Below are 22946 nucleotides of genomic sequence, written 5' to 3'. Positions count from 1 at the left end.
TTGTTCAACGAAAGGCGCTAAGCATCGGGTCCCACTTGTTTCGACCGAGGGACCCATGTCCGAAGAGTTCTACCGCATCAAGCGCCTGCCGCCCTATGTCATCGCCGAAGTCAACGCGATGCGGGCGGCGGCGCGCGCGGGCGGCGAGGACATCATCGATCTGGGCATGGGCAATCCCGACCTGCCGCCGCCGGACCATGTGCTCGACAAGCTGGTCGAGGTGGCCAAGAAGCCCGACGCGCACGGCTATTCCCAGTCCAAGGGCATTCCGGGGCTCCGCCGTGCCCAGGCGAATTATTATGGCCGCCGCTTCGGCGTCGACCTGGACCCGGAAACCGAGGTGGTTGTCACCATGGGGTCGAAGGAAGGGCTGGCGTCGCTGGCAACCGCGATCACCGCGCCGGGCGATGTGATCCTGGCGCCCAACCCCTCCTATCCGATCCACACTTTCGGTTTCATCATCGCCGGCGCGACGATCCGCGCGGTCCCGACGACGCCCGACGAGGCCTATTTCGAGAGCCTGGAGCGGGCGATGCATTTCACCGTGCCGCGCCCCTCGGTGCTGGTCGTGAATTACCCGTCCAACCCGACCGCCGAGACGGTCGACCTGGCCTTTTACGAACGGCTGGTCGCCTTTGCGAAGAAACATGAGCTGTGGGTGCTCAGCGACCTCGCTTATTCCGAGCTTTATTATGACGGCAACCCGACGCCCTCGATCCTGCAGGTCAAGGGCGGCAAGGACGTCGCGGTCGAGTTTACCTCGCTGTCCAAGACCTATTCGATGGCGGGCTGGCGGATCGGTTTCGCGGTCGGCAACAGGAAGCTGATCGCCGCCATGACGCGGGTGAAGTCCTATCTCGATTACGGGGCCTTCACCCCGATCCAGGCGGCGGCCTGCGCCGCGCTCAACGGGCCGCAGGATATCGTCGAGCGGAACCGCCAGCTCTATCACAAGCGCCGCGACGTGCTGGTCGAGAGCTTCGGCCGGGCGGGTTGGGATATTCCCTCGCCCAAGGCCTCGATGTTCGCCTGGGCACCGCTGCCCCCGGCGCTGGCGCATCTGGGCAGCCTGGAATTTTCCAAGCAGCTGCTGACGGAAGCCAAGGTCGCGGTGGCGCCGGGTGTCGGCTATGGCGAGAATGGTGAGGGCTTCGTTCGTATCGCCATGGTCGAGAACGAACAGCGGCTCCGTCAGGCGGCGCGCAACATCAAGCGCTATCTTCAGTCGATGGGCGTCAACACGCCGGGATCGGCCAAGGCGGTGTGAGGACCGGGATGCGGTGGACCCCGTCCATCGCATCCGGAGACCGGGACAGAGGATGCGACCTATCACGGTGTCGCTTCCCGGCAGGCTCCGTCACGCCGCCCGCGTGGTCTTTTCCCGGGACTGACGCTGGCGCTTGACCACGTACATCGCGCCGTCCGCCTGGGCGATCAGCGCATCGAGCGACCCCGCGACCGGCCCTTGCGCCATGCCGATGCTGAGCGCGGGATAGCATGGCCCGTCGACCAGCGCCGCAACCGCGCGGTCGAACCGATCCGACAGGGCCGTGGCGATCGCCCGCGCCGCCCTCTCGTCGCAATCGGGCAGCACGCACAGAAATTCGTCGCCGCCGATCCGGACCAGCGTTCCCTGCTCGCCGATCTCGCGCTGCGCCAGGTCGGCGAGCAGCCGCAATACGGTATCGCCGGCGCCGTGACCCTGGTCGTCGTTCAACGACTTGAACCGGTCGATATCGATCAGCAGCAGCGTGACCGGACCCTGGAGGCCCGGCTCCAACCCTTTCAATCCGAAACGGTTGAGCGCGCCTGTCAGGCAGTCGCGGCTGACCTGTTCGGACAGGGCGCGCTGGACGCGCTCGGCATCGATCAGCAGCAGCGCCAGATGGCTGAGCGAGCCGAGGATGATCGCGATGCCGACGCTCCAGTCGGCGACGATCTGGGCCGTGGCCTCCCAGACCGGATCCCCCCACGCCACCAGCAGCAGCGTGGCGCGAGTCAGGAATACCGGTGTAGAGGCGGCAAACAACAGGCCCATGACCCAGGCGGTTCGGATATTCTCCGTCCGAGCGATATGGATCAGCATCCATGCGGCGGTGAAGCTGAACAGCGTCCGCGTGCCGCCCAACATCATGACCAATAACCGCATGTCCTGATCGCCGAACAGGATGAACGGCACGGTCAGTGTGACCGTCCCCGCCAGCAAGACCAGGATCAGGGTCGGTGGGCGTCGCCGCGCGAAGATCGACACCGCATGGATGCACAGGCACAGGCCGACCAGCAGCACCACATCGGTGATCCGCTCCGCGGCGGAAAGCCGGGTACCGTCAAAACAGAGCCCGGCGCCATTGGTCACGCCGATGACGATCTTGCCCGTGCCCCACCAATAGGGCCAGCGGCCGGGCTCACGGCTGGCGATACCCGGGAAGAAATGCAGCAGTCCCGACAGGGTGCTGCCCAATGCGGCCACCACCTGTAGGCTGGCGATATCAAGTGTCATGGTTGCAGCCCCGCATTGCCGGCGGTCCCCCCGGACCGGTGCGAATCGCCTTGATATATTATAAGTTACGGGGTTGTATCAATCTGATCGCAAATGGACCCAGGGTCCTTGAACCGCGTCCATGGCCGTCCCCTTTGCGTCTCTAGGATTGATCCGGGGCGTCCCTAGCCGCTACGGCGGGCTTCAGACGCGCAACAGGCCGGGCTCCTCCTTGTCAGGGGCGCGAAGCGGCCGACGGAGTGAAGAGTGAGCAACGAAACAGACCATATGCGCGAGCATCTGCTCGCCGCCATCGCCGCGGCGCCCGCGCTGGATGCGCTGGAGACGGTGCGCGTCGATGCGCTGGGCAAGCAGGGCCGCATCACCCAGCTGCTGAAGACGCTGGGCAAGATGAGCCCCGAGGAACGCCAGGTCGAAGGACCGCGCATCCATTCCCTGCGCGAGGCGGTGACCGAGGCGCTGGCGGCGCGCAAGGCGGCGCTGGAGCAGGCGGCGCTCGACGCCAGGCTGTCGTCGGAACGACTGGACATGACCCTGCCGGTCGACACCACCGGCTTCGGTACCGTCCACCCCGTCAGCCAGGTGATGGACGAGCTGGCCGAGATCTTCGCCGACCTTGGTTTCGCCGTCGCCACCGGTCCGGAGGTCGAGACCGACTGGCATAACTTCACCGCGCTCAACATTCCGGAGACGCACCCGGCGCGCGCGATGCACGACACCTTCTATCTGGCGGGCGTCGAGCCGGGCGGCGACGAGCGTACCGTGCGCCGCGTGCTGCGCACCCACACCTCACCGGTGCAGATCCGCACCATGCTCGACCAGAAGCCGCCGATCCGCATCATCGCGCCGGGCCGCACCTATCGCTCCGACTCGGACGCGACCCACACGCCGATGTTCCATCAGGTCGAGGGGCTGGTGATCGACAAGGGGATCACGCTCGGCCATCTGAAATGGACGCTGGAGACATTCCTGAAGGCGTTCTTCGAGCGCGACGACATCGTGCTGCGCCTGCGCCCCAGCTATTTCCCCTTCACCGAACCCTCGGCCGAGGTCGATGTCGGCTACACGATCGAGAAGGGCAAGCGCGTCATCGGGGGGTCTGGCGGCGGCTGGATGGAGGTGCTGGGCTCCGGCATGGTCCACCCCAAGGTCATCGAGGCATGCGGGCTTGATCCGAACGAGTGGCAGGGTTTCGCCTTCGGCTGCGGCATCGATCGCCTCGCCATGCTGAAATACGGGATGGACGATCTGCGCGCCTTTTTCGACGGCGATATCCGCTGGTTGAAGCATTACGGGTTCGCGAGCCTCGACGTACCCACGCTGTCGGGAGGAGTCGGCGCATGAAGTTCACCCTGGGCTGGCTGAAGAGCCATCTGGACACCGATGCCGATCTCGACACCATCGTCGAGGGGCTGACCCGTATCGGCCTGGAGGTCGAGGGCGTGCACAATCCGGGCGAGGCGCTGGCGCCTTTCCGCGTCGCGCGCATCCTGTCGGCGGAGCGGCATCCACAGGCGGACAAGCTGCAGGTCCTGTCGGTCGACGCGGGCGATGGCCCGATGCAGGTCGTATGCGGCGCACCCAATGCCCGCGCGGGGCTGGTCGGCGTGTTCGGTGCGCCGGGGGCCTATGTCCCCGGCCTCGACGTGACGCTGAAGGTCGCGGCGATCCGCGGCGTCGAGTCGAACGGCATGATGTGCTCGGCGCGCGAGTTGCAGATCGGCGAGGGCCATGACGGCATCATCGAACTGCCCGAGGATGCGATCATCGGCACGTCCTTCCCGGACTATGCTGGGCTGAACGATCCGGTCATCGACGTGTCGATCACGCCCAACCGCCAGGACTGTATGGGCGTCCATGGCATCGCGCGCGATCTCGCCGCCGCCGGTCTCGGCACGCTGATCGCACCGACCGTGCCTGAGGTGGCGGGCGAGGGTGCCGGTCCCGATATCCGTATCGAGGACGCGGAAGGCTGCCCCGCCTTCTACGCGCAAGCCGTCTCCGGCCTGACCAATGGCGAGGCCCCCGAATGGATGCGCCAGCGCCTCACCGCGATCGGGCAGAAGCCGATCTCGGCCTTGGTCGACATCACCAATTACATGACGGTCGATCTCGGCCGCCCGCTGCATGTGTATGACAAGGCCAAGCTGACCGGCGGTCTGGTCGCGCGAAAGGCGCGCGAGGGCGAGACGGTCGAGGCGCTGAACGGCAAGACCTATACCCTGTCGGAAGGTATGACCGTCATCGCCGACGATGCGGGCGTGCACGATATCGGCGGCATCATGGGCGGCGAGCATTCGGGCGTATCGGAGACGACCACCGACGTCATCATCGAATGCGCCTATTTCACCCCCGAGGCGATCGCGCGCACCGGCCAAAAGCTGGCGCTGACCAGCGACGCGCGTCAGCGGTTTGAGCGTGGCGTGGACCCGGCGTTCCTCGACGACGGGCTCGCCATCGCGACCTTCCTGGTCCAGCATATCTGCGGCGGCAAGGCGAGCAGCGTGACACGCGTGGGCCAGCCGCCGGTGACGGCCAAGACGATCGGTTATGATCCGAATCTGGCGGAGACGCTGGGCGGCCTCGCCGTTGCACCTGACCGGCAAAAGACGATCCTCGAATCGCTCGGCTTCACCGTGACCGCCGATTGGCAGGTCACGGCGCCGAGCTGGCGTCGCGACGTGGACGGCCCCGCCGATCTGGTCGAAGAAGTGATCCGCATCGAGGGGATCGACCATGTTCCCCCGGTCGCGCTCCCCCGCGCCCCCGGCGTCGCGCGTCCGACCGCCACCCCGCAGCAGAAGCTGGAGCGACGCGCCCGCCGCGCCGCCGCCGCGCGTGGCCTGGACGAGGCGGTGACGTGGAGCTTCATCAGCGAGGCGCAGGCTGCGCCCTTCGGTGGTGGGGCCTTCACGCTCGCCAATCCGATCAGCGAGGATCTGAAGGTCATGCGGCCTTCGCTGCTCCCCGGCCTGCTCGCCGCGACCGAGCGCAACATCAAGCGGGGCGCCACGTCGGTCCGCCTGTTCGAGATCGGCCGTCGCTATCTGCAAGACGCCGAGCGGCCGACGCTGGGCGTGGTCCTCGCGGGCGACAAACTCCAGCGCAACTGGCGCTCGGGCAAGGCGCAAGGCTACGACGCCTATGACGCCAAGGCCGAGGCGATTGCGCTCCTCGCGCAGGCCGGTGCGCCTGTCGATAACCTGCAGGTGATGGGCGAGGCGGGCGATGCCTGGCATCCCGGCCAGTCGGGCACCTTGCGGCTCGGGCCGAAGACCGTGCTGGCGGCGTTCGGCATGGTCCACCCCTCCGTGCTGAAGGCGTTCGACCTCGACGGCGCGGTGGCGGCGGTCGAGCTTTATCTCGATGCCATTCCGCCCAAGCGGGCGACGGGCTTCATGCGTCCGGCCTACACGCCGCCCGCACTACAGTCGGTCCGTCGTGACTTTGCCTTCCTGGTGCCCACCGATCTGGCGGCCGACTCCTTGATCCGCGCGGTACGCGGGGCGGACAAGGCCGCGATCACCGCCGCGCGCGTCTTCGACGTGTTCGCCGGGCAGGGTGTGCCCGAGGGGCACAAGTCGGTCGCGGTCGAGGTGCTGCTGCAACCGTCGCAGAAGAGCTTCACCGACGAGGAACTCAAGGCCATCGCCGATCGAATCGTCGCGGCGGCCGCCAAGCAGGGAGCGCAACTCCGTGGCTGATGAGCAGAACTGGGTCCGCATCGGCAACGACCATCTGTTGGCGGCGATCAATCCGTTCGGCGCCGAGCTGTCCTCGCTGAAGGACGCCGAAGGCCGCGAGTTGATGACGAACGCGGACCCGGCCTTCTGGACCGGCCGCGCGCCGCTGCTGTTCCCGGTGATCGGGGTGACCCGCGACGGCATCCGCCTGAACGGCCAGCATTATCCGATGGCCAAGCACGGCTTTGCCCGCCACTCGACCTTCGAGCTGGTGACGCACGACGCCACCCGCGCCGTCTTCTCGCTGGGCGACAGCGAGGCGACGCGCACCTCCTATCCCTTCGCCTTCCGGCTGGAGGCGGAGTTCCGGCTGGAGGGGGCGACGCTGTTGATGGAAGTCCGCGTCCTCAACCGGGGCGAGGTGCCGATGCCCGCCAGCTTCGGCTTCCACCCCGCCTTCGCCTGGCCGCTGCCCTACGGCAAGGCCCGCGCCGAGCATCGTATCGTCTTCGAAAAGGACGAGCCCGCCCGTCTGCGTGAGATCGCCCCCGACGGACTGATCGCCGAGGCGCGCCGCGACAGCCCGCTCGACGGCCGCGTGCTGCATCTGGCGGACGAGCTGTTCACCAACGATGCACTGGTCTGGGATCCGGTCGAAAGCCGCCACGTCACCTATGGCGCGGACGGCGCGCCGCAACTGCGCATCGCCTTTCCCGATACCGACAAGCTCGGCATCTGGACCAAGCCCGGCGCGGCCTATGTCTGTGTCGAACCCTGGCACGGCATCGCCGACCCGGAAGGGTTTGGCGGCGAATTTACCGACAAGCCGGGCGTGTTCGTCGTGCCGGTCGGCGGTGAGAAGGTCATGCAGATGACGGTGACGCTGGCGGGGTGACACCTCTGTAGCCCCTCCCCTTCAGGAGCATCAGGTAAACCGCGTCCCACGCGGTTTAGATCAGGCTGGGAGCCTGATCGACCTGATGCTGGTTTGGGGTGGGGCCTTGCCCCAAACCTCGCGCTTGCGGAAACGCCCCGCCCCCGGCCCCTCCCCTAAAGGGGAGGGGAGATTTGTGGGGGCCTGTCTTGTGCCACAATTTGCTGTAACAGGCGCATCATCTCGGGCGCTCGGACGCGCCATTTCCCTATTCGACAGAGCCGCCCATGACCTCCCCCCGCCGTACCTTCGCGATCATCTCGCACCCTGACGCCGGCAAGACCACGCTGACCGAAAAGCTGCTCTATTTCGGCGGCGCGATTCACTTGGCGGGCGAGGTAAAGGCACGCGGCCAGAACCGGCGCGCGCGGTCGGACTGGATGAAGATCGAGCAGCAGCGCGGCATTTCGGTCACCTCCTCGGTCATGACGTTCGAGAAGGACGGCGTGACCTTCAACCTGCTCGACACGCCGGGGCACGAGGATTTCTCCGAGGATACCTATCGCACCCTGACCGCGGTCGACTCGGCGGTCATGGTCATCGACGCGGCGCGCGGTATCGAGGCGCAGACGCGCAAATTGTTCGAGGTCTGCCGCCTGCGGTCGGTGCCGATCATCACCTTCGTCAACAAGGTCGACCGCGAAGGCCGCCCCGCGTTCGAACTGCTCGATGAGATCGCCGACATCCTGGCGCTCGACGTCGCGCCGATGAGCTGGCCGGTCGGTATGGGCGGGTTGTTCGAGGGGGTGCTGGACCTGACCACGGGCAAGGTCAGCCGCCCCGAGGGCGACAGCCGCGCCTTTCTGGGCAAGGTGGACGATGCGCCGACCCTGCCGCCCGAAGTGGCCGAAGAGGTCGAGCTGGCGCAGGCCGGCTATGCCCAGTTCGATGGCGAGGCCTATCGCAATGGCGATCTGACGCCGGTCTATTTCGGCTCCGCGCTCAAGGATTTCGGGGTCGCCGAACTGATCGACGCGCTCAGCCGCCACGCGCCGCCGCCGCGCCCCCAGCCCGCCGAACCCGCGCCCGTGTCGCCTGAGAACAAGGAAGTCACCGGCTTCGTCTTCAAGGTGCAGGCGAACATGGACCCGCAGCATCGCGACCGGATCGCGTTCATGCGGCTCTGCTCGGGCACCTTCAAGCGCGGCATGAAGCTGACGCCGACGGGCCATGGCAAGCCGATCGCGGTTCACTCGCCGATCCTGTTCTTCGCGCAGAACCGCGAAGTTGCGGACGAGGCGTTTCCGGGCGACATCATCGGCATTCCCAACCACGGCACGTTGCGCGTCGGGGACACGCTGTCGGAGCGGGCGGATGTCCGCTTCACCGGGCTGCCCAATTTCGCGCCCGAGATCCTGCGCCGCGTGGCGTTGAAGGACCCGACCAAGACCAAGCAGTTGCGGAAAGCCTTGGACGACATGGCCGAGGAGGGCGTGACCCAGGTCTTCTACCCTGAGATCGGTTCGAACTGGATCATCGGTGTGGTCGGGCAGTTGCAGCTCGACGTGCTGCTGTCGCGGCTCGATGCGGAATATAAGGTCGCCGCCGGGCTGGAACCCGCGCCGTTCGACACCGCGCGCTGGATCACGGCCGAGGACCCCGCCGACCTCAAGGCGTTCATGGACCTTAACCGGTCCGCCATGGCCAAGGATCGCGATGACAACCCCGTCTTCCTGGCCAAAAGCGCCTGGGAAGTGGGCTATGTTGCCGACCGCTATCCCAAAGTCCGCTTCCTCGCCACGCGCGAGCGTTGATGCGGAACCGAGGGGCCGTTTCGCGGCTTCAACGGCTTATGAACGAACAGGGACCCCTTATGGACCGCAGTGCGATCGAAGCGACCTTCGAGGCCAATGAGAAGCTGATCCGCCGCCGCGCGCTGAAGGCCGGGGCCAAGGCGCTGACCATCGGTACCGAGAGCCTGGCGGACACGATCGATGCGATCGCCGACGCCTATGGCCTGACGGGTTCGCAACGCCGCCAGCTGGAACCGGGCATGGCGATCGAGGCGCAGGAGGCAGTGGGCAAGCTCAAGGGCTTTGTCGGCCCCGCCGCGCTGCTGCGCGACCTGCGTGGCGGGTCGGGCCTGTTGTCGCAGGCCAAGGCCGCAGGGCGTCTGGCCGGAACCGCGCGCAAGATCGGCAAGGGCGGTCTGGCGGCGGGCCGAGTCGCGGCTCGTGGCGGGCGTGCGGCCCGTGGGCTGCCCTGGGTGGCGCTGGGCGTCGCGGCCTGGGGCGTCGGCAATGGCGGCTGGTTCTGGTGGAAGGCGCACGCCTATAACCGGGCGTGTCGGGATTTGCTGTTGGGTGAGCAGGGCGGAGTGGTTCAGCCTGCCTGATTGGGGATTGAGGCGTGGGCTTCGACGCGCCGAAGTCGAAGCCCGTGTCGCCCCTCTACCGCTCGGCCCGGTCGTCCCAGGCCAACCCTTCGGCCAGCGAGTCTCGAATGGCGCGCAGCATCGCCGCAGGATCGTCCTTCCCCCGCGACTCGGCCTCCAAGAGCTGCTGCACACCGCGCATCGTATAGCCCTGCCGGTTGAGCAACTGGTCGATCCGTCGGATCAGCGCTATGTCGTCAGGACGGTAATAGCGCCGATTCCCGGCGCGCTGCACCGGGCGAAGCTGTGGGAAGCGACCTTCCCAATAGCGCAGGACATGCGGTGCCACCCCCGTCTCGCGCGACACTTCCCCGATGGTGCGAAGGGCACCATCGGTTTTGCCGCCATCCGAGGGCCGCTCGGGTCTATCCCGCCGCGACAATGCGATCGCGCATCATCTGGCTGGCGCGGAAGGTCAGCACGCGGCGCGGTGCGATTGGCACCTCGACCCCGGTCTTGGGGTTGCGGCCGACCCGCTCGCCCTTGTCACGCAGCACAAAGGTTCCGAACCCCGAAATCTTGACATTCTCCCCCCGCGACAGGGCGTCGCACATCTCGACGAGAATCTGCTCGACCACGTCGGCCGAGTCGGAGCGGGACAAGCCCACTTCCTGATGAAGTGATTCCGCCAGATCGGCGCGGGTTAACGTTCCGGTGTTCGTCATGGCCATCCCCCAATGGTGTCTGGTGAAACGATTATCACACCGTTTGATGGGACCGAAAGGGATTTATCTCGGTTAATGTCAATCGATTGTTCAGAACCGGATCACTGCCGCGCCCCAGGTGAAGCCACCGCCCATGGCTTCCAGCACGATGATGTCGTTTTCGCGGATGCGGCCGTCGCGAACCGCGGTGTCGAGCGCCAGCGGGACCGATGCCGCCGAGGTGTTGGCATGGCGATCGACGGTGACGACGACCTTTTCGGGCGGCAGGTTCAGTTTGCGCGCGGTTGCGTCGAGAATGCGGGCATTGGCCTGATGCGGCACGACCCAGTCGACATCGGCCGACGTCAGGCCCGCCACGCCCAGCGACTCCTCCATCACCTGCGCCAGGTTGACGACGGCGTGACGGAAGACCTCGCGTCCCTTCATCCGCAGCTTGCCGACGGTGCCGGTGGTGGACGGGCCGCCATCGACATAGAGAAGGCCGTTGTGGCGGCCGTCGGCGTGGAGCCGGGTCGCCAGGATGCCGCGTCCGCCCTCATCGTCGCTCTCGCGCGCTTCCAGCACCATCGCACCCGCGCCGTCGCCGAACAGGACGCAGGTGGTGCGATCCTCCCAGTCGAGAATGCGGCTGAAGGTTTCGGCACCGATCACCAGCGCGCGGCGCTGCACGCCCGAGCGCAGCATCGCATCGGCGACCTGCACGGCATAGAGGAAACCCGAGCACACCGCCGCCACGTCGAACGCGACGCAGTCGTTGATGCCCAGCATCGCCTGAACCTTGGTGGCGGTCGCCGGAAAGGTTTGATCCGGCGTGGCGGTCGCCAGGACGATCAGGTCGATATCCTGCGCCGACAGCCCGGCGGCGGCGATCGCGGCCTTGGCGGCGTCGGCGGCCAATGTCGCGGTCGTCTCCTCCGGCCCTGCGATGTGGCGGAACCGGATGCCGGTACGCTCGACGATCCACTCGTCGGACGTGTCGACCTCCTGCGCCAGTTCTTCGTTCGACACCCGCCGGGTTGGAAGTGCCGAACCCGTACCCGTGACGATCGAACGAATCATGCGGCGTCCTCGAAATTCAGGAGATCCTCGGCAATACGCCGGGTCAGGTCGGCACGCACCATCTTGGCCGCATTGCCGATCGCGGTGGCGACGCCCAGTTCGTTGGCGCTGCCATGGCTCTTCACCACCACGCCGTTCAGGCCCAGAAAGACCGCGCCATTGTGGTTGTTGGGGTCGAGGTGATCGCGCAGCAGCTGCGTCGCCGGGCGCGAGATCAGGAAGCCGATCTTCGACCGGGTCGACGAACGGAAGGCGCGCTTTAACAGGTCGCCGACGAAACGCGCCGTGCCCTCGGCGGTCTTGAGCGCGATATTCCCGGCGAAACCGTCGCACACGATCACGTCAACCTCACCGCGGGCGAGCTGGTTGCCCTCGATAAAGCCGGTGAAGTTGAGCGGCAGGTGATTCTGGCCGCGCAGGACCGCGGCGGCGTCGCGAATCTCGTCGGTGCCCTTCTGATCCTCGGACCCGATGTTGAGCAGCGCGACGCGCGGATTGTCGAGCTCGAGCAGGATGCGGGCATAGGCTGCGCCCATCACCGCAAACTGGACGAGATTGCGCGCATCGCACTCGGTATTGGCGCCCAGGTCGAGCATGACGACATCATTGTCGCCCAGCGTCGGAAGGGGGGCGGCCAATGCCGGCCGGTCGATGCCGGGCAGGGTGCGCAGGCTCAGTTTGGCCATCGCCATCAGCGCGCCGGTATTGCCCGACGAGACGGCGGCGGCGGCGCGGCGCTGCTTCACCAGATCGATGGCGATACCCATCGATGTCGTGCGCGCGCGCCGAATCGCCTGGCTCGGCTTTTCATTCGAGCCGACGATCTCGGGCGCGTGAACGATTTCAGACGCGGCCGACAGATTGGGATGGGTCTTCAGCCCCTCCGCAATCTGCGCCTCGTCGCCGACCAGGAAGAACCGCATGCCCTCGAAACGGCGTCGCGCTCTGGCGACACCGGCGAGCATCACGGCCAGCCCGTCGTCGCCGCCCATCGCATCGACGGCGATCCAGGCGTTATCGGCCATGCGTGTCCTCTAACGGTCGTTCAGGTGAGGGTAGAGGGATCAGCCCTCGACCGACACGACCTCACGGCCGTTATAATGGCCGCAGGCGGTGCACAGATTGTGCGGGCGCTTCAGTTCGCCGCAGTTCGGGCATTCCTGGAATGCCGCGACCGTCAGCGAGTCGTGGCCACGGCGCATGCCGCGCTTGGAGGGCGAAGTCTTTCTCTTGGGGACGGCCATTGCGGCACCTTATCAATTCGAACAATGGGTGGAATACGCCACGATCAGCACCCATTGCGCGCCCGGATCAAGGACCCGGCCGCGTGAGCACCCAGCCGGACGCATCGCGAAGCCCCGCGCCTATAGCGAGTTTTGCCGATGTTGCAAGCATTGGCGCATGATGGCACCGCTCGGACAGGCTACGCAGAGGGGAAAAGAGAGGCTTATGATCCTGCCGGTTACGCTCAGCATCGCGGCGGCGGCCGCCATCGTCAATCTATGGCTCGCCATGCGAATCGTCTTGGGACGATTGCGGGGCAAGGTGATGATGGGCGACGGCGGCGATTCGCGCCTCGCGGCAGGAATGCGGGCGCATGCCAATTTCGTCGAATATGCACCGTTCGTCCTGATCCTGATGGGGCTTATTGAACTGGGCGGGGGCTCGTCCTTCTGGCTATGGGGGCTGGGGGCTGCGTTCATCCTGGTGCGGATCGGCCATGGTTGGGGCATGATGCGCCCTGCACCCAATATCGGTCGGGCGGTTGGCGCGATGGGCACCTGGGCGATCCTGGCGCTGCTGGCCGGATGGGGCATCGGGATCGTCTATACGGGGCGGGCCGTTCCTGCACAGACCACAACCCTTGTGAGGATCGATCGTTGAAGATTCGCTTGCCCCTGATCGGCCTTGCTGCCGTTGCGCTGACCGCTGCCGCGCCCGATCCTATTTCACCACAACGGCTGTCGGCCGATGTGAAGACGCTGGCCTCCGACTCCTTTGAGGGCCGCGCCCCGGGTACGCCCGGCGAGACGAAGACTATCGACTGGCTGGTCGCCCAGTTCCGGGCGATGGGGCTGCAACCCGGCGGACCAGACGGCCAGTGGACCCAAGCCGTGCCGTTGATCCGTACCCAGATCGGGCAGGGGACGATGCGCGCGGGTGCGATGCCGCTGGTCCAGGGGCAGGGCATCTATGTCTCGACCGTGCGTCCCGTCGACCGGGTGGCGATCCGGAACGCGCCGATGGTCTTTGTCGGCTACGGCGTCGATGCACCCGAGCGCGGCTGGGACGATTTCAAGGGCATCGACCTGAAGGGCAAGATCGCCGTCTTCCTGGTCAACGATCCCGATTTCGAGGCGGCCGAAGGTGACGCCGCCAAGGGCAAATTCGGCGACCGGCGCATGACCTATTATGGCCGCTGGACCTACAAGTTCGAGGAAGCCGCACGGCAAGGCGCGGTGGGCGCGCTGATCGTCCATGACACGCCGGGCGCGGGCTATGGCTGGGCGACAGTGACGGCACCGGCGGGCGAGAATTACGACATCGTCCGCAGCGATCCGGCATCGCGTGTCCTGCTCCAGGGCTGGCTATCGGGCGAGTCGGCGACCAAGCTGTTCGCCGCCGCCGGACTGAATCTGGCGGATCAGCGCAAGGCGGCGCGCCGGGCAGATTTCCGGCCGGTGGAATTGAAGGGGCAGCGTTTTTCTGCCGAGCTGCCGGTGACGACGGTGCGCGCCGAAAGCCGCAACGTGCTGGCCAAGCTGCCCGGCAAGACACACCCCGATGAGGTCGTGATGTTCGGCGCGCATTGGGACGCCTATGGCAAGGGGGCACCGGACGCCCAGGGCCGCACGATCCGGCCCGGCGCCAATGACGATGCGCTGGGCGTGGCGGGCGTGCTGGAGCTGGCACGCGCGTTCAAGGCCGCGCCGCAGACCGATCGCAGCCTCGTCTTCGCGCTGTGGACCGGCGAGGAGCGTGGGCTGCTGGGGTCGGAGACCTATGCGGTGAAGCCGGTCTATCCCCTGTCGAAGACGGTCGCGAACCTGACGCTCGACATTCTCCAGACGGCGGGACCGGCGCGGGACGTGATGCTGGTCGGCGACGGGCAGAACGACCTGGAGGACCGGCTAAAGGCCGCCGCCGCCACGCAGGGCCGCACGGTGACGCCCGAGGCGCTGCCCGAGCGTGGGCTGTTCTATCGCGCCGATCATTTCTCGGTCGCGCGGCGCGGCGTGCCGACGCTCTTGCTGATGGCGATCAGCGGCGCGCCCGATCTGGTCGAGGGCGGGCGGCCTGCCGGGCAGACGTGGCTGGACGATTATATGCGCTGCTACCACCAGAGCTGTGACGCGTGGGACGCGAGATGGGACTTGCGCGGCGCGGCGGCGGATGTCGGATTGTTCTACCGAATCGGGCACGATCTGGCCGATGGGCGGGATTGGCCCGAGTGGCGCAGCGGGTCCGAGTTCAAGGCGATTCGCAACGAGAGTGCTGCGGAACGGCGCTGATTCCCTTGGCCTTCGACTGCGCTCAGGCTGAACGGACGGGTGGAATGGGGCTTACCCTCAAACCCCGTTCAGGCTGAGCGCAGTCGAAGCCCCCGCGCAACCCTCACCCCAATCCCAAGACCCGGTCCGCGACAAACGCATTGCTCTGCCGCTCATGCCCGAAGGTGCTGGGCTGGCCATGCCCCGGGATGAAGGCGGTCTCGTTCCCCAGCGGCCACAGCTTCTCGACGATCGAGCGGATCAGCGTGTCATGATCCCCGCCCGGCAGGTCCGAGCGCCCGACCGATCCCTGGAACAGCACGTCGCCGACCAGCGCGAATTTCGAGGGCGCGTGGTGGAAGATGACATGCCCGCGCGTATGCCCCGGCGTCTCATAGACATCGAGGGTCAGGTCGCCGATCGTTACCGTATCGCCCTCGGACAGCCAGCGGGTCGGCTCCAGCACCTGCGCGGGAATGCCATAGGCCTGGCCATCCTCGTCCAGCCGCGCGAGCCAGAAGCGATCCTCTTCCTGCGGTCCTTCGACGGGGACGGACAGCGCGTCGGACAGCGCCTTGGCCCCGCCCGCATGGTCGATATGGCCATGGGTCAGCAGAATCTTCTCCACCGTCACGCCGGTCTTGGCGATGGCGTCGTGGATACGCGGCAGGTCGCCGCCGGGATCGACCACCGCCGCCTTCATCGTCGCGGTGCACCACAGGATCGAGCAATTCTGCTGCAGCGGGGTGACGGGAATGATCGCGGCCCGCAGGGGCGGGTTCTGAGCAGCGTTAGTCATGATGCGGGGATAAGAGCTTGAACAGCTTAGGCCAATCGATACTTGCAACTGCCCCCAAGGGCTGTGCATGGATCGTCACTCATGCTGCGCCCCATCCCTCCTTTCGTCCTGCTAGACGATGCCCGTGACGGGGGAGCGGCGGCGCGTCTTTATACGCAGCCGGTCGAGATCATCACCGCGCACCGGATCGAGCAGGTTCCGGCGGCGCTGGACGCCTTGCGCGAGGCAAAGGCGCGCGGGCTCGATGCGGTGGGGTATCTGGCCTATGAGGCCGGGGCGGCGTTCGAGGCCGGCGTGCCGCCCCGCGCGATCGATGGCCCGCTTTTATGGTTCGGCCTGTTCGAGGGATATGAAACCGTCGAGCCGGAGGCCATGCTCCCCGATCCAGCGGGCGGCTGGATCGGCGAGATGGTGCCCGAACTGGACGCCACCCGTCATGCCGAGCAATTCGCCGCCGTCCAGGCGCTGATCGAGGCGGGCGACCTGTATCAGGTCAACCAGACGTTTCGCGCGACCGCGCCGGTGCTCGGCGATCCGCTGGCGCTTTACGCCGGGCTGCGCGCACGGTCGCGGGCGGGTTGGGGCGCGGTGGTCGCCACCGGCGAGGCGGTGATCCTGTCGCTGTCGCCCGAATTGTTCTTCGCATTTGAAGGCGGACGGCTGACCGCCCGACCGATGAAGGGCACCGCGCGGCGCGAGGATGATCCGGCGGCCGATGCGCGGGCGGCCCGCGCCTTGCGCGACGATCCCAAGCAATGCGCCGAGAATCTGATGATCGTCGACCTGATGCGCAACGACCTGTCACGGGTCGCGCGGGCGGGTAGCGTCGCGGTGCCCGAACTCTTTGCGGTCGAACCCTATCCGACGGTGCATCAGATGGTGTCGACCGTCACTGCCGATCTGGCCGAGGGGCGCGACGCGCTTGACGTGCTGGCGGCGCTTTTCCCCTGCGGCTCGATCACCGGCGCACCCAAGATCCGGGCGATGCAGGCGATCGCCGAGATCGAGGATTCGCCGCGCGGTCTCTATACCGGCGCGATCGGGCGGCTGGATGCGAATGGCGATGCGATGTTCAACGTCGCGATCCGCACCCTGACCTGGCCCGAGGGACACACCCATGCGACGCTGGGCATCGGATCGGGGGTGGTGGCCGACTCGGTCGCGGCGGACGAATGGGAAGAATGCCTGGCCAAGGCGGCGTTCCTGGCCGGGGGGCGTCCCGGTCTGGACCTGATCGAAACCATGGCCTTCGATCCTGTCGAGGGTATCCAGCATCTGGAAGCGCATCTGGCCCGGATGAAGGCTAGCGCGGGCGCACTGGGCTTCACCTTCGACCGGCATGATGCGCGTAATGAATTGCAGGCGGCGACCTTCCGCCTGCGCGACGCACGGCGAATCCGGTTGCTGCTAGCGCGCAGCGGGACTCTGGTGGTCGAGATCGGCCCCGCGCCGGCCCCATTTGACGGGGTGGTGCCGGTGCGGGTCGTGCCGTTGCCCGTCTCGCCGTTCGACCTGCGCTTGCGCCACAAGACCAGTGCGCGCGGCTTTTACGATGCGGCCCGTCAGGCGGCGGGGACGGCGGAGGTGGTGTTCGAGACGCCCGAGGGCCTGCTGACCGAGGGCAGCTATACCTCGTTGTTCGTGCCCCGCGGCGACCTTCTGGTTACGCCGCCGCTGGAGCAGGGCCTGCTGCCCGGCGTGCTGCGCGGCCATCTCCTCGAAACGGGCCGCGCGGTCGAAGGGGCGCTCACGCGTGCCGACCTGTGCGACGGATTCTTGCTTGGCAATGCGCTTCGCGGATTGTTTCGTGCGGAGGTGGTTGCAGATTGAGGGGCGAGGCGTCTAAAGCGCCCCCGCATTTCCTGTCGTAAAGGTTCCGTTCCATGCAGCCCTCCGCCGCGCTCGGCCGTATCAGCCCGTCCCCCACGCTCGCCATCACCAGCCGCGTGATGGAATTGAAGCGCGCCGGTGTCGACGTGATCGGGCTGGGCGCGGGCGAACCCGATTTCGACACGCCCGATTTCGTCAAAGAGGCTGCGATCCAGGCGATCCGCGACGGCAAGACCAAATATACGAACGTCGACGGCACGCCCGAACTGAAGGCGGCGATCGCGCAGAAGTTCGCGCGCGACAACGGCCTGACCTACAAGGCCGACCAGATCAGCGTGAATGTCGGCGGCAAGCACACCCTGTTCAACGCGATGGTCGCGACGATCGACGCGGGCGACGAGGTGGTGATTCCCGCGCCCTACTGGGTCAGCTACCCCGACGTCGTCCAGTTCGCGGGCGGCGTGCCGGTGATCGTGAAGGCGGGACCGGAACAGGGCTATAAGCTGACCCCCGAAGCGCTCGATGCCGCGATCACGCCCAAGACCAAGTGGGTCATCCTCAACTCCCCCTCCAACCCGACCGGTGCGGGCTATACCGCCGACGAGCTGAAGGCGCTGGGCGAGGTGATCCTTCGCCACCCGCATGTCTGGGTGTTCGCCGACGATATGTACGAGCATATCGTCTATGATGGCTTTCGCTTCGCCACCATCGCGCAGGTCTGCCCCGAACTGTACGAGCGCACGCTGACGGTGAACGGCTGTTCCAAGGCCTATGCGATGACCGGCTGGCGCATCGGCTATGCGGGCGGCGCGCCCTGGCTGATCAAGGCGATCGCCAAGCTGCAGTCGCAGTCGACCTCCAACCCCTGTTCGGTGGCACAGGCGGCGGCGACCGCCGCGCTGACCGGCGACCAGAGCTTCCTCGCCGAGCGGAACCAGGCGTTCCAGGCGCGGCGCGACATGGTGGTGGCGATGCTGAACGCAATCGACGGCATGACCTGCCCGACGCCCGAGGGCGCCTTCTATGTCTATCCGTCCTTCGCGCCGCTGATCGGCAAGTCGACGCCCTCGGGCCGGTTGATCGACAGCGACGAGGCGTTTGTCGGCTATCTGCTCGATGATGCGAAGGTCGCGGCGGTGCAGGGTGCGGCGTTCGGCCTCTCGCCCGCGATGCGAATCAGCTATGCGACCTCGGACGCACTGCTTCGCGAGGCCTGCACCCGCATCCAGACGGCCTGCGCCGCCCTGAAATAATTCCCGCTGCTGCGCTGCGAAAGCCAGTCGGTCCGGCCAAGACGCCGGATTGGCTGGCTTTTTCATGAGCCTATATGCGCTGCGGCAATGTGGCTTAACTGTGGCATGAACGACACGATCACGTGCCGTTAATGCTGTGTTTCTATAAACGCCATTGTCGGAACGGCGTCGATCGACCAGATGGCCCCGTAACGATCGCCGGCCCATCCGGGCGGTGACCCGCAACGACAGGTGAAGACAAATGCGTGCCCTCTTCAAGTCCAGCTTCGTGTGGCAGTTCGCCGGCGGATTTGCGCTTGGCGCCTTGGGTCTCGTGGTCCTGCACCCTGGGGAAGCGCCCAGCCGCTACAATTCGGCTCCGGTCGCGGCGGTTCGCTAAGGGTCGGCCTTCGACTTCGCTGAGGCGGAACGGGGGTGGGGAAATAGTCCCGTGAACGAACCACCGTTCAGGCTGAGCCCCTTGGCTGGCTGGCAAGCCAGTCGCTCAGGATAAATTCGGCGCATAGCGACGAAGCCCACGCGACCTCAGCCACTAGCCGAACCCCGAAAACGCCCCATATCCCAGCGATGCGCAATACCCTCTGCATCGCCATGGCCGCGACCGCATTCGGAGCGGTCGCCCTGTCCTCCCTCCCCGCCAGCGCCGAGCGCGCCGTGCCGCTGCCCAAGGCGGTGGTCGATGTGCCCGCGTCGCCGCGTCCGCAGGTGGCGGTCCTCGCGGGCGGCTGTTTCTGGGGCATGGAGGCGGTGTTTGAGCGGGTGAAGGGCGTGCGCTCGGTGACGGCGGGCTATGCGGGCGGACGCCGCGAGGATGCGAATTATTCCGCCGTCTCGACCGAGCGGACCGGCCATGCCGAGGCGATTCGCATCACCTATGACCCGGCGAAGGTGTCCTATGCGACGCTTCTACGCGTCTATTTCGCGATCGCGCATGATCCGACCCAGGTCGGCGGCCAGGGCCCCGATCGCGGCCCCAGCTATCGCTCGGCGATCTTTCCACAATCAGCCGAACAGGCGAAGGTGGCGCGCGACTATATCGCGCAGCTGACCCGCGCCCATGCCTTCCCCAAGCCGATCACGACCCGGATCGAGCAGGGCAATTTCTTCCCGGCCGAGGCCGAGCATCAGAATTTCTACGACCGCAATCCGACCTATCCGTACATCGTCCGCTGGGACAAACCCAAGGTCGCGGGCTTCAGGGCGGGTTTTCCGGAACTTGCGCGGGCGGGGTGAGCCTCAAATTCCTCCCCGGCACGGGGAGGGGGACCATCCGCAGGATGGTGGAGGGGGATCGCCTCAAGGGGTGTCCGTTGTGGAGGCCCCCCTCCGTCAGCGCTTCGCGCTGCCACCTCCCCGTACCGGGGAGGAGTAATCCTCAGACGCCCACACTCCGCGTCAGCGACAGAAACACGTCTTCCAGATCGGCTTCCTTGGTCGAGACATCGACGATCCCGTAGCCGTCCGCCTGCACCGCCGCGAGCACCTGTCCGGCATTCACCTTGTCCTTGGCATAGGTGATTTCCAGCGTGCGGCTGCCCTTGAGGACGATCTTGCCGAAGCTGGCATGGTCCGGCACCGCCGCGACGTCGCGGTCGACCGTTACCGCGACGATCTTTTCCTGCGCCTTGCCGACCAGCTCGCGGGTCGGCTCGTTGGCGACCAGGCGGCCATGGTTGATGATCGCGATCCGGTCGCACAGCTCCTCGGCTTCCTCGAGGTAATGGGTGGTCAGCACCACCGTCACGCCTTGCTCGTTCAACTGCCGGACATAGGCCCAGAGCTGCTGGCGGAGTTCGATGTCGACGCCCGCTGTCGGCTCGTCGAGCACCAGCACGGGCGGCGAGTGGACCATCGCCTTGGCGACCATCAGGCGGCGCTTCATGCCGCCCGACAAGGTGCGCGAATAGGCGTTCGCCTTGTCCTCCAGATGCACCGCGCGCAGCAATTCCATCGAGCGGCGCTGCGCCTTGGGCACGCCATAGAGGCCGCCTTGAATCTCCAGCGTCTCCAGCGGCGTGAAGAAGGGGTCGAACAGGATTTCCTGGTTGACGATGCCGATCGACGCCTTGGCGTTGCGCGGATGCTGGTCGATGTCGAAGCCCCAGATCGACGCCGAGCCTTCGGTCTTCATGACCAGGCCCGCCAGGATGTTGATGAGCGTCGACTTGCCCGCGCCGTTCGGTCCGAGCAGCCCGAAAATCTGCCCCCTCGGCACGTCGAAGCTGACCCCATCGAGCGCGCGCTTGCCGCCCCGATAGGTCTTGGCGATGCCCTGGATCGAGATGGCGGCTTCTGTGGAGGCGGTCATGCCGCCAGCGATAGGCGCGTGCGGCGGACAGGCCAAGCCGGTTTTGCCCTGTTTTGGGCAATTGCACGCGCGCGCGCGCCTTGCTATCGCGCGAGCCTATGTTGCCGCCGCCCGAAACCACCCGCGTCACCCAGACCCGCGTCGCTTGCGACGGTGCCACCGATATTCCGGGCGGCGCTGCGCTCGGCCATCCGCGCGTGTGGTTGCAGATTGACGAGACCGGCTATGTCGATTGCGGGTACTGCGACCGCCGCTTCGTGCTGATCGGCGGCGCGGCCGATGGTGCGGACCAGGCGAGCCTGCCGGATCACGGCGACGGCGCCGGGCGCTAATTGAGACTCACGCCTCTCCCGTAGACGGGAGGGGATGGGGGAGGGAAAGCCACGGGCGACAGGCTCGGTGAGACTCCATGCCCTCCCCCGACCCCTCCCGCCTGCGGGAGGGGGGAAGAAGGAAATGCCGTCGGGCGATTTCAAACCTCGGCCGGGCATCCTATATCCCGAGAATGACCGCCACCGATCCCCGCTCGTTCCTGTACCGCGACACGCTGGACCCGGACGCCGCGCTGCGCCTCACCGCCAATGCCCTGTCGCGCGCGGACGATGGCGAGCTGTATCTGCAATATAAGCGGTCGGAGGCGTTCGGCTTCGACGATGGGCGGCTGAAGACGGCCAGTTACGACACGCATTCCGGTTTCGGCCTGCGCGCTGTGTCGGGCGAGATGACCGCCTTCGCCCACGCCAACGAGCTCTCCGAAGCCGCGATCCAGCGCGCCGCGCAGACCATGGCGCTGATCGACCCGGCCAAGGGGGCCGCCGCAGCCCCGCCGCAGGGGACGAACCGGCATCTCTATACCGCCACCGATCCGCTCGACCTGATCCCATTCGCCGAGAAGGTGTCGCTGTGCCAGACGATCGACGCCGCCGCCCGTGCGCGCGACCCCCGCGTCGTGCAGGTGTCGGTCGGCCTGTCGGGCAGCTGGAGCGTGGTCGAGATCGTCCGCGCCGATGGCTTCGTCGCCACCGATGTCCGGCCGCTGGTGCGGCTCAACATCTCGGTCGTGGTCGAGCAGAATGGGCGGCGCGAAACGGGCAGCTTCGGGATCGGCGGACGTTATCTTTACGACCGGCTGGTCGCGCGCGAAACCTGGGAGCGCGGCATCGACGTCGCGTTGGCGCAGGCGCTGGTCAATCTGGACTCGGTTGCCGCTCCCGCGGGCGAGATGACGGTGCTGCTCGGGCCAGGCTGGCCCGGCGTGCTGCTGCACGAGGCGATCGGGCACGGACTGGAGGGCGACTTCAACCGCAAGGGCACCTCGGCCTTTTCGGGCCGCATCGGCGAGCGGGTTGCGGCCCCCGGCGTCACCGTGGTGGATGACGGCAGCCTCGCCGACCGGCGCGGCTCGCTGTCGATCGATGACGAGGGCACGCCGACGCGCGAGGTCGTGCTGATCGAGGACGGCATCCTGAAGGGCTATATGCAGGACCGGCTCAACGCGCGGCTGATGGGCGTCGCGCCCACCGGCAACGGCCGGCGCGAGAGCTTTGCCCATGCGCCCATGCCACGCATGACCAACACCTTCATGAAGGGTGGCCAGGACGATCCCGCCGAGTTGCTGTCGCGGGTCAAGAACGGCATTTTCGCCAAGTCCTTCGGCGGTGGGCAGGTCGATATCGTGTCGGGCAAGTTCGTCTTCTCCTGCACCGAGGCCTACCGCATCGAGAACGGCCGCTTGGGCGCGCCGATCAAGGGCGCAACGCTGATCGGCGACGGGCCGAGCGTGCTGACGAAGGTCAAGGGCATCGGCAACGACTTCGCGCTGGATGAAGGCGTGGGCGTGTGCGGCAAGGGTGGGCAAAGCGTGCCTGCGGGCGTGGGTCAGCCGACCTTGCTGGTCGAAGGGCTGACCGTCGGCGGCACCGCGCTGGCAGCGTAACCGAGATTCCCCCCCCCTGCGAGGGGAGGGGAACCATGCGAAGCATGGTGGAGGGGTGTCCCCGCTGGCCGTGATACCCCTCCGTCAGCACTGCGTACTGCCACCTCCCCTTGC

General features: G+C 66.8%; 22 protein-coding genes. 14 read left to right on the top strand and 8 right to left on the bottom strand.

What is annotated here, in order from left to right; translation table 11 throughout:
• The first annotated feature begins 55 nt into the window (after positions 1–55).
• Complete coding sequence (locus GGR45_RS12065; RefSeq protein WP_175311881.1) at positions 56–1267, top strand: LL-diaminopimelate aminotransferase; 1212 nt, start codon at positions 56–58, stop codon at positions 1265–1267.
• A 90-nt stretch (positions 1268–1357) separates the two neighbouring features.
• Here the strand turns inward: GGR45_RS12065 and GGR45_RS12060 are convergent, their stop codons facing one another.
• Entirely contained in the window at positions 1358–2500 is a 1143-nt protein-coding gene (locus tag GGR45_RS12060; protein ID WP_175311882.1) for a GGDEF domain-containing protein, read from the bottom strand.
• Positions 2501–2767: 267 nt separating this feature from the next.
• Here GGR45_RS12060 and pheS point away from each other — a divergent pair, with 267 nt between their 5' ends.
• The 5 genes from pheS to GGR45_RS12035 all read left to right on the top strand — a co-directional run bounded on the left by pheS (position 2768) and on the right by GGR45_RS12035 (position 9452).
• The gene (pheS, locus tag GGR45_RS12055; RefSeq protein ID WP_175312030.1) at positions 2768–3844 is read left to right on the top strand and encodes a phenylalanine--tRNA ligase subunit alpha; all 1077 of its coding nucleotides are present in this window, start codon (positions 2768–2770) and stop codon (positions 3842–3844) included.
• Positions 3841–6204 (top strand): phenylalanine--tRNA ligase subunit beta, encoded by a 2364-nt coding sequence (pheT, locus tag GGR45_RS12050; RefSeq protein ID WP_175311883.1) that lies wholly within the window; start codon positions 3841–3843, stop codon positions 6202–6204. The genes pheS and pheT overlap by 4 nt, the downstream gene beginning before the upstream one ends.
• The gene (locus GGR45_RS12045; RefSeq protein ID WP_175311884.1) at positions 6197–7078 is read left to right on the top strand and encodes an aldose 1-epimerase family protein; all 882 of its coding nucleotides are present in this window, start codon (positions 6197–6199) and stop codon (positions 7076–7078) included. The genes pheT and GGR45_RS12045 overlap by 8 nt, the downstream gene beginning before the upstream one ends.
• 266 nt (positions 7079–7344) lie before the next feature.
• The gene (locus tag GGR45_RS12040) at positions 7345–8871 is read left to right on the top strand and encodes a peptide chain release factor 3 (protein ID WP_175311885.1); all 1527 of its coding nucleotides are present in this window, start codon (positions 7345–7347) and stop codon (positions 8869–8871) included.
• A 59-nt stretch (positions 8872–8930) separates the two neighbouring features.
• Entirely contained in the window at positions 8931–9452 is a 522-nt protein-coding gene (locus GGR45_RS12035; protein WP_175311886.1) for a hypothetical protein, read from the top strand.
• 55 nt (positions 9453–9507) lie between these two features.
• On the opposite strand, the gene GGR45_RS12030 is transcribed toward GGR45_RS12035, so the two are convergent.
• The 5 genes from GGR45_RS12030 to rpmF form a co-directional block, all read right to left on the bottom strand.
• Positions 9508–9873 carry a MerR family transcriptional regulator gene (locus GGR45_RS12030; protein ID WP_175311887.1) on the bottom strand — a complete coding sequence of 122 codons (366 nt, stop codon included), beginning with the start codon at positions 9871–9873 and terminating at the stop codon, positions 9508–9510.
• Complete coding sequence (locus GGR45_RS12025; protein WP_175311888.1) at positions 9857–10156, bottom strand: integration host factor subunit alpha; 300 nt, start codon at positions 10154–10156, stop codon at positions 9857–9859. The genes GGR45_RS12030 and GGR45_RS12025 overlap by 17 nt, the downstream gene beginning before the upstream one ends.
• Before the next feature lie 90 nt (positions 10157–10246).
• On the bottom strand, positions 10247–11215 hold the full coding sequence (locus GGR45_RS12020) for a beta-ketoacyl-ACP synthase III (protein WP_175311889.1): 969 nt from the start codon (positions 11213–11215) through the stop codon (positions 10247–10249).
• Positions 11212–12240 (bottom strand): phosphate acyltransferase PlsX, encoded by a 1029-nt coding sequence (plsX, locus tag GGR45_RS12015; RefSeq protein ID WP_175311890.1) that lies wholly within the window; start codon positions 12238–12240, stop codon positions 11212–11214. The genes GGR45_RS12020 and plsX overlap by 4 nt, the downstream gene beginning before the upstream one ends.
• Before the next feature lie 39 nt (positions 12241–12279).
• Positions 12280–12459, bottom strand: coding sequence for a 50S ribosomal protein L32 (gene rpmF / locus GGR45_RS12010; protein WP_042488281.1), 180 nt, complete (start codon positions 12457–12459; stop codon positions 12280–12282).
• Positions 12460–12664: 205 nt separating this feature from the next.
• On the opposite strand from rpmF, the gene GGR45_RS12005 reads away from it, so the two are divergent.
• Together GGR45_RS12005 and GGR45_RS12000 are read left to right on the top strand one after the other, a co-directional pair.
• Positions 12665–13099, top strand: coding sequence for an MAPEG family protein (locus tag GGR45_RS12005; protein WP_175311891.1), 435 nt, complete (start codon positions 12665–12667; stop codon positions 13097–13099).
• The gene (locus GGR45_RS12000; protein WP_175311892.1) at positions 13096–14727 is read left to right on the top strand and encodes a M28 family metallopeptidase; all 1632 of its coding nucleotides are present in this window, start codon (positions 13096–13098) and stop codon (positions 14725–14727) included. The genes GGR45_RS12005 and GGR45_RS12000 overlap by 4 nt, the downstream gene beginning before the upstream one ends.
• A gap of 103 nt (positions 14728–14830) precedes the next feature.
• On the opposite strand, the gene GGR45_RS11995 is transcribed toward GGR45_RS12000, so the two are convergent.
• A complete protein-coding gene (locus GGR45_RS11995; RefSeq protein ID WP_281394133.1) occupies positions 14831–15505 on the bottom strand; it encodes an MBL fold metallo-hydrolase in 675 nt (224 codons plus the stop codon).
• Positions 15506–15586: 81 nt separating this feature from the next.
• Here GGR45_RS11995 and pabB point away from each other — a divergent pair, with 81 nt between their 5' ends.
• The 4 genes from pabB (at position 15587) to msrA (ending at position 19821) form a co-directional block, all read left to right on the top strand.
• A complete protein-coding gene (gene pabB / locus GGR45_RS11990; RefSeq protein ID WP_175311893.1) occupies positions 15587–17335 on the top strand; it encodes an aminodeoxychorismate synthase component I in 1749 nt (582 codons plus the stop codon).
• 53 nt (positions 17336–17388) lie between these two features.
• Positions 17389–18588 carry a pyridoxal phosphate-dependent aminotransferase gene (locus tag GGR45_RS11985; protein ID WP_175311894.1) on the top strand — a complete coding sequence of 400 codons (1200 nt, stop codon included), beginning with the start codon at positions 17389–17391 and terminating at the stop codon, positions 18586–18588.
• Between the two features lie 241 nt (positions 18589–18829).
• Positions 18830–18967 carry a hypothetical protein gene (locus GGR45_RS11980; protein WP_175311895.1) on the top strand — a complete coding sequence of 46 codons (138 nt, stop codon included), beginning with the start codon at positions 18830–18832 and terminating at the stop codon, positions 18965–18967.
• Between the two features lie 212 nt (positions 18968–19179).
• Positions 19180–19821: a peptide-methionine (S)-S-oxide reductase MsrA gene (msrA, locus tag GGR45_RS11975; protein ID WP_246358203.1), complete on the top strand. Its 642-nt coding sequence runs from the start codon at positions 19180–19182 to the stop codon at positions 19819–19821.
• A gap of 142 nt (positions 19822–19963) precedes the next feature.
• Here msrA and GGR45_RS11970 read toward each other — a convergent pair whose 3' ends face one another.
• A complete protein-coding gene (locus tag GGR45_RS11970; RefSeq protein WP_175311897.1) occupies positions 19964–20896 on the bottom strand; it encodes an ABC transporter ATP-binding protein in 933 nt (310 codons plus the stop codon).
• 98 nt (positions 20897–20994) lie between these two features.
• Here GGR45_RS11970 and GGR45_RS11965 point away from each other — a divergent pair, with 98 nt between their 5' ends.
• Both GGR45_RS11965 and tldD read left to right on the top strand, forming a co-directional pair.
• Positions 20995–21228 carry a zinc-finger domain-containing protein gene (locus GGR45_RS11965; RefSeq protein WP_175311898.1) on the top strand — a complete coding sequence of 78 codons (234 nt, stop codon included), beginning with the start codon at positions 20995–20997 and terminating at the stop codon, positions 21226–21228.
• Between the two features lie 173 nt (positions 21229–21401).
• On the top strand, positions 21402–22832 hold the full coding sequence (gene tldD, locus GGR45_RS11960; RefSeq protein WP_175311899.1) for a metalloprotease TldD: 1431 nt from the start codon (positions 21402–21404) through the stop codon (positions 22830–22832).
• Positions 22833–22946: the final 114 nt, after the last annotated feature.

The organism is Sphingomonas zeae (assembly GCF_014197135.1).
Classification (GTDB): domain Bacteria; phylum Pseudomonadota; class Alphaproteobacteria; order Sphingomonadales; family Sphingomonadaceae; genus Sphingomonas; species Sphingomonas zeae.
Note: the sequence above shows the minus strand (reverse complement) of the source record. Positions and strands in the feature narration are given on the sequence as shown.